The sequence below is a fragment of the Kangiella sp. genome, assembly GCF_014762745.1.
In the GTDB taxonomy this organism is placed as follows: domain Bacteria; phylum Pseudomonadota; class Gammaproteobacteria; order Enterobacterales; family Kangiellaceae; genus Kangiella.
The window spans coordinates 31,500-47,113 of record NZ_JABURJ010000119.1; the positions used below are offsets into that span (position 1 = coordinate 31,500).

A 15,614-nucleotide genomic window follows, 5' to 3' on the forward strand; every position below is an offset into this window, starting at 1 on the left:
GCGTTTTAAAACATTCAAACAAATTAGAATGTATAAGTTGCTTCAAGATAAATCTCTCTTCCTATACCAGCACCGGCATAAACAAAGTGGTTATACCATGGGTAGTCAAAGAACTGGAAAGTTTCATCTTTAGGAGGCTTTGCATTAAGCAGATTTCTAACTCTCAATCCAGTAGAGAAACTATCAGACCAATTATAGTTGGCGGTCAAGTTATAAGTTATATAAGGACGCATGCGATAATCACGGTCTGGGTCTCTTAAGCTTGGACGCCATGCTGTTACACCGCCACGACGGAACGCTGTAAGGGCAACACGGTAATCATCTGAAGACCATGCCATGGTTGCTGTTACTCGCGAACGAGGATCCCAGCCCCCTAGGAACTCATCATCTCGCAAATCAATCTCAGGACTGTCATCGCTTGATTGATACTTGTTAGTTAGCATATGGCTATAATCAACATTAAACTCAAGGCGCCCTGGAGCAAAGTTATGTCCCCATCTAATACTAGCATCCAGACTATCAATTTCAGTCACTGCTGCATTAAAAGGTGTAACATTCAAGCGAGAAATGTAAGAAATACCTGTGCCAGGATCTGTTTCACGGCCAATTCTAGCATTATTGTCAGCACATTGGTCAGCTGAAAGCTCACCCGTGTAACAGTTCCATTCTTCTCTAAGTAGACCTGAAGCACTTTCTGTCAAGACCCGGTCTTCTAAACGAAGACGGTTAAGAGTCGCCATAAAAGTAAGATCGTCTGTAAGATCAGCAGAAAAGCCAAGCCAGGCTGAATAACCAGTTTCATCTTTTAGAGGCTCACCACCCAACTCTTGCGCACCAACACGTTCTGCAAAAATCGTTGACGATGAACAGTTACTTATATCGAAATCACTCGGAGGCAAGTCCGCTTCAGTGAGTCCATTGTTATATAAGAATACTTGGTAACATTGTACTAAATCCGTACCTCCGGTATAGAAGCCAGTTGTGGTATAAACCTGATTCAAGTCTGGCGCTCTAAAACTTCCTGTATAACCACCACGTAATAAGAACTCTTCGATCGGTCTCCATGTAAAACTCAATGATGGAGTCGTTCTTGTTCCAATTGATGAAGACTGACTATCATAGTTATCGATACGTGCAGCTAAGTTCAACTCGAAAGTTTCATGAAGTGGAATCAACAACTCTCCGCCGACAGCATATCGAGTTCTGTCACCGCCACCTTGATAACCCGTAAGCTTCCACCACCCAGAACCAGTTAAATTTGGTAATGGAGGGTCTTGGGAAATACGCTCATCGGGAATGAACTCAAAATCCTGTTTTTCATACTCAAATACCGCTGCGTAACTTACGGTACCAGCCCAATTGTCGAACCAGTCACCCGTGATATTAAAGTTTGCACTCGTTGAGGACGTTTCATTACCATAAGTCTGAGTACCAATTGCATTTTGCACCAATGGCAGTGTGGTTTCGTCGAGAGGTGCAAATAAGTTATCACGTAACCCAAAAGGCACACCTGTACCAGACCACCAGTCAGTACCAAAGAAACTAGTCCCGTAGTAGTCGCCAAGGAATAAGTTAATAACCTCTTCGGCCTTCCACCAAGGACTTGCAGAATTATACTCATAGTCCGAACGATTTAAGGCAACTTCCCATTGATGCTCACCAAGATATCCATTTGCACCTACAGTGAAGCTTAACGACTCATCTTCAAACTGAGTATCTAAATTCATACCCAACTCTTCTTCAGTGAATAAGCGCTGAGCTAAGAACCAGTCGTAATAATTGAAGCCAAAACCGGTATCGACAATGGTTGATGTATCAAGAATATCCTCAGAAACGAACAGATAGTGACTATTATTTGCAGATTCACTTTGATAGTACAAAACATCTGCGAATAACTGTACATCATTACTTAACTGATAATCACCATGTAAAAATAATGAATGCGACTCTTTTGCGTTTCTAAAAGAGGACTGGGCTGCGCCATCATCGCCACAGAAATAGCCTGCTACAGGTCTAAATGCCCGCTCAGTGCCGTTTTCCATACCCTCACAGGTACCTGCGCCAGGATCAACGTAATACTCTCGACCATTTAAATTATCCCACCAATTTAAGCCAAGTACGTATCGCGTCAAAACACCATCACCGTAAGGATAGTCAAGATCTGAATCATAGTCATCAAACTCACCAGAGGTAATCAGTTCTCTATCAGTATATTGATAAGCAACAGTGACATTGCCGTTATCAAATGTTTTACCTGTGACCAGTTTAAATTGAGTATCAAGTGGGTTGGAGTCAGCTTCTGTTGGAGTACCAACAATTAAGTTAACTGTTGTGCTATCCACATCATCCTTAAGAATAATATCAACAACACCAGCAACAGCATCAGAACCGTAAATTGCAGATGCGCCTGTACTCAGCACACGAATTTCTTTAACGGCTGCTGCAGGAATTGCGCCAAAGTTAAAGACTGAAGTGTCAGATTGATAAGCTGCTGGGTAAGAAGAAATACGACGACCATTAAGAAGCAATAGTGTGTTACCAACACCTATACCTCTCAGGTTCAATGTTTGAACGTCTGGAGTGAAACCGTTCGAGAACTCTGGCCCTTCGAATTGGAAACTACTGTTTTGAGTTAAGTTTGTTAAAGCATCAAATACTGTCACATGACCTTGCTCGGCCATATCTTCGTTAGTTATTACGGTAACAGGCTGTGCACCTTCAATCGCTGTTCTTTTGATTCGAGAACCAATAACGGTGACTTTCTCGACTTTTTCTTCCTCTGCTCCCTCTTCCTGCTCTTCCGCAGCATTTACGGTGGCGGTCAAAGCCAAAGAGGCAGAAGCAGTTGCTAATAGAGCCATTTTCACGGCTTTAGCAATTAGATTACTTCTTATTGTCATCAGAACCCTCTCTTCTAATTAGTAAAATTTCCTAGAAAGTAATTTGTTCACTGCGCCTTGTTGCAAAATGAACAAACTTTGTAAGTTTATGTAAATAAAATGCAAATGTGAATACAAAAATTAGATATTTTTATGATGAGCATTAGATTAATTAGGAATAAGCACATAACCAGCTGTTTTAGAAGGGGTTATCCAGAACTATTATAGTAATGAATCCTCGATATTCGTCAGGTAAATACGAAAAAGCCCAGCGGTGCTGGGCTTTTATTAGATATGTGTGGTACCTGATTAACGAAGGTAAGGTTTCAGTGCCTCTGGAATATTAATGCTGCCATCGGCATTTTGATTGTTTTCCAGAATAGCGACCAATGTACGGCCTACTGCCAGTCCTGAGCCGTTTAGTGTGTGTAGAAGCTCTGGTTTACCAGTTTCCGGGTTACGCCAACGAGCTTGCATACGACGCGCCTGGAAATCTCCAGTATTGCTACAGGAAGAGATCTCACGATAGGTATTCTGACTTGGTAGCCATACTTCAATATCGTAGGTTTTGGTGGCACCGAACCCGATGTCTCCGGAACAAAGCGTCACTACGCGATATGGCAGTTCAAGCAACTGCAAGACTTTCTCAGCGTGGCTAATCAAGCGTTCCAACGCATCCATTGAATCTTCAGGTTTGGTGATATGCACCAATTCAACTTTCTCAAACTGGTGTAAGCGAATAAGACCGCGCACATCACGGCCATAAGAGCCGGCTTCACTGCGGAAACACGGCGTATGCGCCACGAACTGCAAAGGCAATTGATCGGCTTCGACAATTTCATCCCGAACCAGGTTAGTGACGGGCACTTCTGCGGTTGGGATCAAGTACAAAGGACGGTCATCCTGATTTTTGCCTTGTGCCTTAAATAAGTCTTCTTCAAATTTAGGCAGCTGCCCTGTACCGGTTAAACTTTCAGCATTGACCATATAAGGAACGTAGACTTCTTCATAGCCGTGCTCTTTGCTGTGCAAATCGAGCATAAACTGAATCAACGCTCTGTGCAGTTTGGCAACCAAACCTTTTTTCACGATGAAGCGGCTGGCGGCAATTTTGGCAGCACTGGCAAAATCCAAGCCGTTTAAGGCTTCACCCACTTCAACATGGTCTTTAGGCTCGAAATCAAACTGACGCGGCTCACCCCAGCGACGAATCTCAACATTCTCACTCTCGTCTTTGCCTTCTGGGACTGAATCATCCAGCAGGTTAGGAATGCCATAGTGAATCTCATCCAACTGAGTCAACACTTGATTAAGACGCTCTTTAGCAGCATCAAGCTTGCTTCCTAAGCTGGCAACCTGATCCAATAACGGCTGAATATCTTCGCCTCGTGCTTTGGCTTGCCCTATCGACTTGGAGCTTGAGTTACGCTCATTCTGCAATTCCTGAGTTTCAACCTGAATAGCTTTACGCTCTTCTTCAAGTTTATTGTATTGCTCTACATCAAGCTCAAAACCACGCTTTGCCAGATTCTTAGCAACAGCATCAATGTCAGTTCGTAATAATTTAGGGTCAAGCATTGTCTTTTTTGAATCCGTTATAGGTTTGCCGTAAATTTCAGGCGGCCATTCTACCACCAAGCCAAGCACCAAAAAACACGAAAAGCATGCAAACTAGTAAATTGGCGCTAATATTAAGTCCAGCCTTGAGCCACAAGTGCTGTTGCATCAACTGGAAGGTTTCCACGGAAAAGGTTGAGAAAGTGGTCAAAGCGCCGAGAAAACCAATAATCACACCAAAACGCACACTATTGGAAACTTGGGCCGCTTGCCAAAAGATTAATAGGAAACCCGCAATAAAACAGCCAATGACATTAGCCAGCAAAGTTCCCCATAGATAATGTTCACCAAAGAGCCATTCAGCCAGGTCGCGACACTTGAATCGAGCAACAGCGCCTAAAGCACCACCTAAGCCTATGCTCGCAATAACGGCTATATTCATAAGCTCCCCTTGTTATATTGATCGCTTTTAGCTTTGAGCCAGGCCAGTTTTTCAGCTATCTTTTTCTCCAGCCCCCTATCCACTGGATGATAATACTGAGTACCACCCTTTTCTTCTGGCAAATAAGTTTGTCCGGCAGAGAAAGCATCAGGCTCATCGTGGTCGTAGCGATATTCAGTGCCATAATCCAATTCTTTCATCAGCTTGGTCGGCGCATTGCGAATATGCAGTGGCACCTCATAAGTCGGTTCGTTTCTGACATCACGCAGGGCATTATTATAGGCCTTGTAGACTGCGTTACTTTTTGGCGCACAGGCTAGGTAAATAATCGCCTGAGCAATGGCTAACTCCCCTTCCGGACTGCCCAATCTCTCCTGAACATCCCACGCATTTAACGCTAACGTCAGACCTCGCGGATCAGCATTGCCAATATCCTCACTGGCCATTCTTACCACTCGACGCGCCACATACAGCGGATCACAACCACCATCAATCATGCGACAGAACCAATAAAGTGCGGCATCGGGATTGCTGCCTCGCACTGACTTATGCAGCGCTGAAATTTGATCATAAAAGTGTTCACCACCTTTATCAAAGCGACGTAGCGACTGAGTCAGAGTTTCTTCTAACACTTCATCGTCAATGACAGGAGATTCTTCATTTTTAGCTAAGGCAAGTTCGCTGGCCAGCTCTAAAAAATTTAGTAAGCGACGTCCGTCCCCATCGGCGGCATCAATTAAGTGCTTTCGGCTGTCATCGGCAATCGATAGATGGTATTTACCGAGGCCAAGCTCTTCATCCAACAAAGCGCGGCTGATCAGCTTATCTAAGGCTGCTTCAGACAGATCCTTCAATACAAAAACACGCGCTCTGGAAAGTAGCGCATTATTTAGTTCAAAAGAAGGATTCTCGGTTGTGGCACCTATAAAAGTAAGCGTTCCATCTTCGACGTAAGGTAAAAATGCATCCTGCTGTGCCTTATTAAAACGATGCACCTCATCAACAAACAAAATGGTTGGCTTGCCCTGCGACTGATATTGACGAGCCTCATCCACTGCCGCACGGATATCTTTTACCCCGGCCAGAACTGCTGAAATGGTAATAAAGTGGGCATTAGAGCTTTGTGCAATAAGGCGAGCTAAGGTTGTTTTTCCGGTACCGGGAGGCCCCCAGAAAATCAAGGAAAATGGACGTTGTGTTTCAATTGCCTGACGAAGTGGTTTTCCAGGCGCTAATAAATGCTCCTGGCCAACATAATCGTTCAAAGATGTTGGGCGCAGCCTGTCAGCCAATGGAGCATTGAGAGGAGAACTTGAGAATAAGTTTGATTGACCACTCATGAGTAATTAGAAGCTTTCGTCCTCATCATCCAAAGAATTACGGCTGTCTATAACGTCAACGCCCTCCGGAACTTCAAACTCAAAATAATTGTCATCAAACTCTGGGTTCATCACTACATTAGTGAAATCAACCAGTGTAGATTGACCGAGGTTATCGCGTACCTGTAATGCGACCAACTCATCGCCCTTAAATTCAATAATCAAGACTTCATATAAAGCATCAGGATCGCGAGGCATCAGGTGATACATCATCACCTCATCACCCTCACCTTTAACCGATGCCACTTCGTAATTGGTAGCAACATCCAACTGCGCCTGACTCAATAAAGCTGCTGGTGAATTGGCTAAAGTTTGATCAAGACTCGACACGTTGATTTGTTCAATATCAATATCGAATTGCCACAAGTTAACACCATCGGCGACAATTTCCTGTTCAAATGGCTCGCTCACCACCCAGCGAAACAACTGCGGTCGTTGCAGTTCAAAATGACCAGACGACTTATCAATCAAAGTGCCGAACTCATCGGTAATCACCTGACTAAAATCTGCCTTAAAACTATCAATCGCAGTCAGCTTTTTCTCTAGATCCTGCGGTGCATCAGCCAAAGCTAAAACACTAGTACATAATAGAGTGCTGGCAGTAGCCAACTGACCAAATCTTTTTACAATACTATTAATCATTATCGTTACCATAATATGGCCAAAGTTAATTACTTTATAGCCTGGCTATACTGAATTAGGCCTTAACATCTAATCTTGATGATAAAGGGTTATATGGCATTCAGTGTCAGTCCGAAGCAAATACTTTGAGCGTTAACGGTGAAGTTAAGACATGGCATAAAATCATTAAATTGCGGAGTTTAGCTATCTAAATGACAAAAATTTAATGATTTTATAACGCCGTATTAACAATACGCCCAACACTCTTTTACCTCAACATACTAAACTGTATCCAGCGTCAGAGGTGTAGCCAAGACGCGGCGTTCTGAATTCTTTAGTGAGAAGTTTACGCTTTTGTAAACGACGATACTAAAGAATTCAGAACAACAAAGTATTGGCAAACTAACTAGCTGGATCAGTCTTTTGGAGGTGGAGGAGCCAACACTTCCCTCGCCCCATTAGACCCCATCTCCGACACAATACCTGCGGCTTCCATCGCCTCAACCATTCGGGCTGCTCGGTTATACCCAATTTTTAAGCGACGCTGGATCCCCGAAATGGATGCTCTACGAGTTTCTGTGACAATGGCAACCGCCTGGTCAAAGAGCTCATCTTGCTCACTATCACCACCATCGCCTTCCATACCTGGAATTCCAGGAACGGGAACTTCGCTGGTTCCACTAATCACTTCGTCAAGATACTCAGGCTCACCACGCTTCTTCCAATCTTCAACCACACGATGCACTTCGTCATCATCAACAAAGGCACCGTGAATACGGGTTGGAATGTTGGAGCCGCCGGGCAGATACAGCATATCACCCATACCCAATAACTGTTCTGCACCCATCTGATCAAGAATGGTTCTTGAGTCAATTTTTGAGGATACCTGGAAAGCAATTCGCGAAGGAATATTCGCCTTAATCAAACCTGTTATCACATCTACAGAAGGTCTTTGCGTTGCTAGAATCAGGTGGATACCTGCAGCACGGGCTTTTTGTGCGATTCGGGCAATCAGTTCTTCTACTTTTTTACCGACAATCATCATCATGTCAGCAAGCTCATCAATTACAATCACTATCGAGGGTAGTTTCTCAAGCGTCGGTGGCTCTTCTTCCAACCCATCGGTAGGTTGCCAAAGAGGATCTTTAATCGGCTCACCAGCTTTAATCGCATCTTGTACTTTTTTATTAAAACCCGCTAAGTTTCGAACGCCCATTGCTGACATTAAGCGATAGCGACGCTCCATTTCACCAACAGACCAACGCAGTGCATTAGCGGCATCTTTCATGTCAGTCACAACTTCGCACAGCAAGTGTGGGATGCCTTCATAAACGCTTAGCTCAAGCATTTTGGGGTCTATCATGATCAGTCGCAGGTCTTCTGGCGTTGCCTTATACAGCATACTGATAATCATGGCGTTAACACCGACCGACTTACCAGAGCCTGTAGTACCAGCTACCAGTAAGTGAGGCATTTTAGCCATATTGACCACAATTGGATTGCCGGCAATATCTTTACCTAGGGCCATACTCAGTGGCGATTTTGACTTTTCAAATTCATCACAGGCTAATACTTCGCGCAGACGAACCACCTCGCGTGACTCATTTGGAATCTCGATACCGACATACGTTTTGCCAGGAATCACTTCGACCACACGCACCGAAATGGTGGAAAGCGAACGGGCCAAATCTTTGGCAAGATTTGAAATCTTGCTGACCTTTACCCCGGGCGCCAGCTCTATTTCAAAGCGGGTAATCACAGGACCAGGATGCACCTCCATAACCTGGGCTTCGACTCCAAAGTCTTTTAGCTTAAGTTCAACCAGGCGTGACATCGCCTCCAGAGCTTCTTCTGAGAAGTGATTTTTTGGCGGCTCTGGTTCGTCGAGCAACTCCATAACCGGCATTGGGCCAGTCGGGATATCATCAAATAAAGGTTTCTGTTTTGCTTTGGCAGCAACTTTTGGTGGAGTTGTCGGTTGATGTACTTTTGGTTCAATTTTAACCGGACTGCGAGTTTCTCTTTTCACCTTGTCCTGTTTCAATGCTTCCTGACGTTTCACCACCGATTCTTTGACTGACTTTTGAACCTGCTTGCGGTCTTTAAAGTTTTCATACCACTCGCCTAACTTGGCCCATGATTGAACGACCCACACACCAACCCTGTCCATCATTCTTAACCAGGAAATACCGGTAAATAAGGTCAGGCCCGACAAGAACAGAGCCAAAAGAATCAAGGTTGTGCCATAGAGTCCAAGCCCATCAATTACCAGACTGATGATGAACTCACCCAAAATTCCGCCCGAGGTATAGCTTGGCTGAATGGCTGGGTCAAAAAAGTGCAAACTGCATAATCCTGCTCCACCAACCACAGCCATTAACAGGCCTAATCCTTTAACGGCCCAAAAGGCTTTTGGATGCTCATGCTCGATATTGCGTTCGACGTAAAGCAGATAACCTGAATAAGCAAAAATAACCGGAATCAAAAAGGCCAAATAGCCAAACAGATGCAAAAAGAAGTCTGCAAACCAGGCACCACCCTTACCCGCTGAATTTTGTACAGGAGCACCGCTTCCATTGGTAAACGACCCTGGATCATTTGGGTTGTAGGTCAATAGCGCTAGAAAAAAGAATAAGGCTAAAGTGACCAGCAGAATCATGCCGCCTTCGCTAAGGCGTTTGCGCAGGATCGCTTTTGACTCCAGCGTTTGCGGAGACTTTCGAGTAGCAGATTGTTTGTTTTTAGTTTTACTCAAAACACTTTCCTTTCATAATTTGCAGTTATTCTAAAGCAAGTTTCAGCTATCTCAAGCAGTTAATTATGGCGAATTCTGAACTGTGAACCGCCTATAAGAAGTACTATATCAGCGTCTATCAAGGTTGATAGGCAATAAGTTAGTTTCTTTGACCTCTTCCATCACCATATAAGATCGCGATGCGCTCACTCCGGGCAACATCAACAAAGTTTCCCCCAGCAGCTTTCGATAAGCCTTCATGTCCGCTACACGCGCCTTTAATAAATAATCAAAGTCACCCGAAACCAGGTGACACTCTAAAATGGTTGGGAGTTTGGTAACAGCCTGTTTGAACTCTTCAAACACATCTGGCGAAGTTCTCGACAAACGAATTTCAACAAAAACCAGCAGCGCTGCAGCCAGTTTCATAGGGTTTAGACGTGCCGAGTAACCCTCGATAAAACCATTGGCCTCGAGCCTTTTAACACGTTCCAGACAGGGCGTGGCACTAAGGCCAACACGCTTGGCCAGCTCCACATTCGAAATCCGTCCATTTTGCTGCAATTCATTGAGAATCCGAAGGTCAATTCGGTCCAGAATTTGCTTACTGTCACTTTGAACTTTCAAAGAATTTTCCTTGCTAAAAATACTCTTTAATAGTGACTTATACTATAAAAAGACCAATAACAGCAAATAATTCTTTTAATTCGTCACTATAATAGTGCATCCCTCTTCCGAGGCAAACCTTGATTTATTGGAGCTAGAAATATGTTGATTGGGGTCCCTAAAGAAATTAAAAACCACGAATATCGCGTGGGTATGGTGCCTGGTAGTGTTCGTGAAGTTATTGCTCATGGGCATGAAGTTATTGTTGAAACCAATGCCGGTATGGGTATCGGTTTTACTGACGAAGATTATCAAGCAGTCGGTGCGACTATTGCACCTTCTGCTGAAGAAGTTTTCGCCAAAGCAGATATGATTGTTAAAGTTAAAGAACCTTTGGCAGAAGAGCGCAAGCATTTGCGTGAAGGTCAGATTCTCTTTACCTATCTTCATTTGGCTCCAGATATGCCACAAACTGAAGACCTGGTTAAGTCAGGCGCTGTGTGTATTGCCTACGAGACGGTGACTGGTGCAGCTGGCGGCCTTCCATTATTGGCACCTATGTCAGAAGTTGCCGGTCGCATGTCCATTCAAGCTGGCGCCGAGTGTTTAGAAAAGTCTAACGGTGGTCGCGGCATGTTGCTTGGCGGCGTTCCGGGTGTACAACCTGCGAAAGTAGTTGTTATTGGTGGCGGTGTTGTTGGTACCAACGCAATCAAAATGGCGGTTGGCATGGGCGCTCGTGTTATCGTTCTTGATCGTAACGTCAATGCCTTGCGTCGTATCGATGCTGAGTTCGGCTCACAAGTTGAAACGGTTTATTCAAGCCATGACTCGCTGGAAAAACACGTGATTTCAGCTGACCTGGTTATTGGTGGCGTATTGATTCCAGGTGCGGCAGCTCCGAAACTGGTTACCGAAGATATGGTTAAGCGTATGCAGCCAGGTGCTGTACTGGTTGACGTAGCGATCGATCAGGGCGGTTGTTTTGAAACATCAAAAGCGACCACTCACGCCGACCCAACCTATATTCTGCATGATGTGGTTCACTATTGTGTTGCCAACATGCCAGGCGCAGTACCACGCACATCAACCTTTGCGTTGAACAATGCGACACTGCCATTCATCATCAATATCGCCAACAAAGGCTACAAAAAGGCCTTGGCTGACGATCCGCATTTATTGAATGGTCTTAATGTCTATCGTGGTAAAGTTACTGAGCGCTCGGTTGCTGAAAACCTTGGCTTTGACTATGTTGAGCCAACCACAGCACTGGGTATCAGTACCGATACCATGTAATCGACTCCGAGTTGATTTACCCATTGATAAAGCCGCACCTGTTGCGGCTTTATCTTTTTTAGAGTTACTGCTTTTTCTTGCCCTTAATCTGAAATTCAACAGGCTTCTCTGCATCTGGTTTATGCCACACCGCACTGGCCTCTAACTCTCCCTTGTCGTTAACCTGCCCTTTCCAGACCATATTGCCTTTTGTATAACTCTTAGCATCAACCTCGAAGTGAGTCACGCCATCCTTTTCATAAGAGCGATATTTTGACTGCGGAAAATCATGTTTAACACACACCGCAGAAAGGAAAGTTCCTGACTCAAAAGTTAAGGTGTTCTCAACCGGTTTGTCACTCCCTTTAGCCAGCATTTCAATGGTAAAAGCCTTGCCATCAAGAGATGGTTTGTCGGCCAAAGACACTGGTGCCACCAGTACCAGAAAAGCCAGGAGAACAAAGTTAAGCGACTTAAAGTGTGTGAAGAATGAGTAGTTCATAAAACCTCCTGTAAGCTACGATATCCTGCGGAGATTGCGAATGGCCATACAGGAGCTTTGAAATATGGATGTTATTATTAGAGTGCAAATAGCTCCAAAGAAGTATGACCTTTTCTATTGCCATTAATTGCGCAGGGGATATCCCGAATGATGCTCAGACTTTTACAAATTTCGCCACGGCTTGCAATTAAACCTTTCACACTCCGATAAATTAAAACTGCATTAAAAAGGCCAGCAGCTCAGCCTTGTATGAGGCTGAATAAGGTGCTGGCGCTAACCTGTGCAGTCGGGCGGTCTACTTGATAATTCTCAAATTGTAATTGCCCGACCCCAAGTACGAATAGACTACTAAACGGTAATAACCAGAGCTGGCTCTGTAGTTGATAGATTCATTAGAGCTGGGAGTTTCAGATAAGGCAGCTCGCTGCCAGTTGTAACCATTCCAGCGCTCTAAGCGAAGATCAAAGTCCGAGTTTTGCGGGCCGGTTAGCTCAGCCGAGATAGTGCCACCATAGTAGTAGAACCAACTCCCATCAGGCTGAACCTGATACCCTCTGTGACCCAAATATCCTGAGTAGGTATCGCCTTCTTGAGGTGGTTCAGCACTTGTTACTCCGTAGTTATAAATATTGGTCCAGGCACAATATTTATAACCATTTCTTGATAACCAGAAATAACCGCAATTGGAATCATAGCTATCACGACCGGTGCGAACCTGATAGCCAGAAAGTCTCATGCCATTAAGGTGATAAAACTGACCATCTTTTTTCATCGAGAAATGCAAGTGTGGCCCTGTAGACTGGCCGCCATTACACAAGGCCTGACTTTTATTGCTGGCATAATTGGCAATTCTAGTGTTTCTTGTAATATTGCTGCCTGTGGCATATCGAATATTATCGATATGGTAATAGGTTGTTGACCAACCATCTTCATGAATGATTTCTGCAAAGCAAGAAGAGTGATTCTTGATAACACCGGGCGCAGATGCTGCCACCCAGATATGGCCTAAATTATCACCCCAATATCCACCAGCATTGAAATCCAGCGAAGACTGAGGATAGGCGCCGCTGCCGTGGTTAGTATGGCTCCCGCCGTTTCTCCAAGACTCACCTACCGGGAAAGGTAACTGAAAGTAGTTATCAAGATTGGCAACGGCTACTGCTTGCACCTGTGTACTGCTTTCTTCTTTTTCAGATTTGCCAAATAGCGTCCTATGAGTACGAGACACTTCTTTGCTCGACCCCTTTGTACCGCGCGTGCGCTCGATACCAATAGCATCTTCCGCCTGTTCGGGAACAATCGTCTCAATCGCACGATAGACATCCTCATCAGTGGTCATGACTTCATTTTCACCAGTATCATGAAAGGAATGCCCTCGATAGAACTCTTTAGCCAGCCTGGTACTGATATCTTTGACTTGCTCTTTAAAACCGACTTTTGCTGACAGATCGCCAAAAGGACGAGAAATGGTGGAAGCACTTACTGGATTAGTAATAATCCCCGTTTCCTGCTCCATCAATGCAATAAGGATTTTGGGACTGATTGAGGTGTAACCGGCGTAATGAGATATGACTTCGGAATAAGCTACCAGGTGCGGTGCATTGGCCTGCAAATATTCTTCAACATCAAAGTTAAGCATTTCATCATAGCTATAAACAAATTCGTGCTTGGTAATAAGCTCTGATTCAGATAACTCATCGTCGCTGGCTAAAGCGACTGTTGAATTAAAGCAGACCAGTAGAACACATAGCCCTACCAACCCTCGTAGACCCCCATTTAAAAAAGTCATGCTTCCCTCCAGTTATTTTTTTAGCAGATAAATCTGAGATCCAACAAGAATAAGGGGCATGGGCACTTGCATCAACTTAAATAGGAATACACATGACCAAAGTATGGAGTTGGTCAAGAATGTACCTTTTGATACAGATGAGATAAAACTAGACGTGAATTTAAAAGGCTAAAACTCTATCGTTGCGGCGACAAACAACAGTACAATCACCACCGCAATAAGCACTTCTCTGACCAGGTGACTTTCTCTGCGCATTGGCTCCTGCGGGTAATCATCTTCTTCATCAAACATGTTTTCATCATCAATGATAATTTCCGCAGATTCCCAGCCTGTGACTATTTCACGCGCTTCGGCATAATCCTCAAGCCCAACCCAGACTTTAACATTATTCATTGCGGGTGCTTCACCAACCGCCCCTTGTAGGGCTGTTCCGCGAACTTCTGCATGAATACCGGCCGAAGATAACAGATCCTTAACCAAACTGGCATCCATACCATTTTCTGCGTGATAAACAATTTTCATATATCTACCCTGATTACATTAGGATTTAATAAATTCTGAGCATAAAAAAACCGCGCCATTGACGCGGTCTTTTTAGATCTAAATGTACAATTCTATAAATTATACTTTAGTTACGTTAGCAGCTTGTGCGCCTTTTGGGCCTTGCTCGATATCGAACTCAACACGTTGGCCTTCTGCTAAAGTTTTGAAACCGTCACCTTGAATAGCACGGAAGTGTACAAACACATCTTCACCTTGCTCTTGCTCGATGAAACCAAAACCTTTAGATTCGTTGAACCACTTAACGGTACCAGTGATCTTAGACATAATAAAACTCCAAAGCTAATTTGCTTAAAAATATAAAGTTGTTGCCAAAATGGCGGTCTTACTGAGATAAAATTGACACTAACTTAGGTAACAAATAGCGAGGTACGACTTGAAGTGAATCTATGAAGCTAAGGCCCACTGATTTACTCGGTGTATCATCGAAAATGTATCCATTCGATAGCTGTTATTTTAACCAGCGAAGAAAAGAATACTATAACCACCGAATAAGTAAAGATTTATTTTATCCTTTCATTAGCATTTCACCTAAAAGTAACACTTTTGTCATAGTCTAAAATATGCAATAGTTTCATCAACCTAGCCAAATTCACAGCGGAGCCAGGTATGGCAAAATCAACCAATAAAACCCAGCCGACCAGCCTTAGCGTTAGCGACTTCATTAATCAGGTTGAGTCGGAGCAAAAACGTAAGGATTGTTTAGCCATTGCAGAGATGATGCGAAAAGCCACTCAGGCTGAGCCTAAAATGTGGGGCGACAGTATGATTGGCTTTGGCGAGTATCATTACAAATATGCCAGTGGCCGTGAAGGCGATTGGTTTCTGACGGGGTTTGCTCCGCGCAAGCAAAATATCAGCCTGTATATCATGGCTGGATTTAAACGCTATGAGGAGCTGATGGCTAAATTAGGAAAATACAAAACAGGTAAGTCTTGCCTGTATATCAATAAACTGGATGATGTTGATACCGCTGTTTTGAAAGAGCTGATAGAGCTATCAGCTCAATACGTAAAAAAGAACCAGTCTAGCTGCTAGTGAGCCTGGTGATTTTCCAGTTCGTTATCAGCAACTTGTTGTAATAGTGCAGAGAACCAAATCTGCTTCACTCGCTCCGCATCTAAACCATAAAGGTTGGCATCACTTGCAATTTGCTGGATGGCGTTATCGATCTCTTTTTCGTCGTTAAGATGCTCATTTGTCATAAGAATCTCCAATGCATAAGCCTGTAAACTAGGTTAATGCTAATTTGAATCAATATCAATGCAT

The 15,614-nt window shown here is 44.0% G+C and carries 14 protein-coding genes; 2 read left to right on the forward strand and 12 right to left on the reverse strand.

Going from position 1 to position 15,614, the window contains the following annotated elements:
* Nucleotides 1-23: 23 nt before the first annotated feature.
* The 7 genes from HUJ19_RS10260 to lrp all read right to left on the reverse strand — a co-directional run bounded on the left by HUJ19_RS10260 (nt 24) and on the right by lrp (nt 10,239).
* The gene (locus tag HUJ19_RS10260; protein ID WP_290624087.1) at nt 24-2,900 is read right to left on the reverse strand and encodes a TonB-dependent siderophore receptor; all 2,877 of its coding nucleotides are present in this window, start codon (nt 2,898-2,900) and stop codon (nt 24-26) included.
* Between the two features lie 288 nt (nt 2,901-3,188).
* A complete protein-coding gene (gene serS / locus HUJ19_RS10265) occupies nt 3,189-4,457 on the reverse strand; it encodes a serine--tRNA ligase (protein ID WP_290624089.1) in 1,269 nt (422 codons plus the stop codon).
* Nucleotides 4,458-4,494: 37 nt separating this feature from the next.
* A complete protein-coding gene (gene crcB, locus HUJ19_RS10270; RefSeq protein ID WP_290624091.1) occupies nt 4,495-4,878 on the reverse strand; it encodes a fluoride efflux transporter CrcB in 384 nt (127 codons plus the stop codon).
* Complete coding sequence (locus HUJ19_RS10275) at nt 4,875-6,218, reverse strand: replication-associated recombination protein A (protein ID WP_290624093.1); 1,344 nt, start codon at nt 6,216-6,218, stop codon at nt 4,875-4,877. The genes crcB and HUJ19_RS10275 overlap by 4 nt, the downstream gene beginning before the upstream one ends.
* Nucleotides 6,219-6,224: 6 nt before the next feature.
* Nucleotides 6,225-6,899 (reverse strand): outer membrane lipoprotein chaperone LolA, encoded by a 675-nt coding sequence (gene lolA / locus HUJ19_RS10280; protein ID WP_290624095.1) that lies wholly within the window; start codon nt 6,897-6,899, stop codon nt 6,225-6,227.
* A gap of 394 nt (nt 6,900-7,293) precedes the next feature.
* On the reverse strand, nt 7,294-9,582 hold the full coding sequence (locus HUJ19_RS10285; protein WP_367274004.1) for a DNA translocase FtsK: 2,289 nt from the start codon (nt 9,580-9,582) through the stop codon (nt 7,294-7,296).
* Nucleotides 9,583-9,741: 159 nt separating this feature from the next.
* Entirely contained in the window at nt 9,742-10,239 is a 498-nt protein-coding gene (lrp, locus tag HUJ19_RS10290; protein ID WP_290624099.1) for a leucine-responsive transcriptional regulator Lrp, read from the reverse strand.
* Nucleotides 10,240-10,380: 141 nt separating this feature from the next.
* On the opposite strand from lrp, the gene ald reads away from it, so the two are divergent.
* Entirely contained in the window at nt 10,381-11,514 is a 1,134-nt protein-coding gene (gene ald, locus HUJ19_RS10295; protein ID WP_290624101.1) for an alanine dehydrogenase, read from the forward strand.
* A 64-nt stretch (nt 11,515-11,578) separates the two neighbouring features.
* Here the strand turns inward: ald and HUJ19_RS10300 are convergent, their stop codons facing one another.
* From HUJ19_RS10300 to HUJ19_RS10315, 4 genes are all read right to left on the reverse strand, one after another.
* Nucleotides 11,579-11,995, reverse strand: coding sequence for a hypothetical protein (locus HUJ19_RS10300; protein ID WP_290624103.1), 417 nt, complete (start codon nt 11,993-11,995; stop codon nt 11,579-11,581).
* A gap of 295 nt (nt 11,996-12,290) precedes the next feature.
* Nucleotides 12,291-13,784 (reverse strand): M23 family metallopeptidase, encoded by a 1,494-nt coding sequence (locus tag HUJ19_RS10305; RefSeq protein ID WP_290624105.1) that lies wholly within the window; start codon nt 13,782-13,784, stop codon nt 12,291-12,293.
* Nucleotides 13,785-13,952: 168 nt separating this feature from the next.
* Nucleotides 13,953-14,306: a DUF2007 domain-containing protein gene (locus HUJ19_RS10310; protein ID WP_290624107.1), complete on the reverse strand. Its 354-nt coding sequence runs from the start codon at nt 14,304-14,306 to the stop codon at nt 13,953-13,955.
* Nucleotides 14,307-14,405: 99 nt separating this feature from the next.
* A complete protein-coding gene (locus tag HUJ19_RS10315) occupies nt 14,406-14,612 on the reverse strand; it encodes a cold-shock protein (protein WP_012801047.1) in 207 nt (68 codons plus the stop codon).
* A 342-nt stretch (nt 14,613-14,954) separates the two neighbouring features.
* Between HUJ19_RS10315 and HUJ19_RS10320 the strand changes: the two genes are divergently transcribed.
* A complete protein-coding gene (locus HUJ19_RS10320) occupies nt 14,955-15,383 on the forward strand; it encodes a DUF1801 domain-containing protein (RefSeq protein WP_290624109.1) in 429 nt (142 codons plus the stop codon).
* Here HUJ19_RS10320 and HUJ19_RS10325 read toward each other — a convergent pair.
* On the reverse strand, nt 15,380-15,550 hold the full coding sequence (locus tag HUJ19_RS10325; protein WP_290624111.1) for a hypothetical protein: 171 nt from the start codon (nt 15,548-15,550) through the stop codon (nt 15,380-15,382). The two genes, HUJ19_RS10320 and HUJ19_RS10325, sit on opposite strands and share 4 nt — an antisense overlap.
* Between the last annotated feature and the right edge of the window lie 64 nt (nt 15,551-15,614).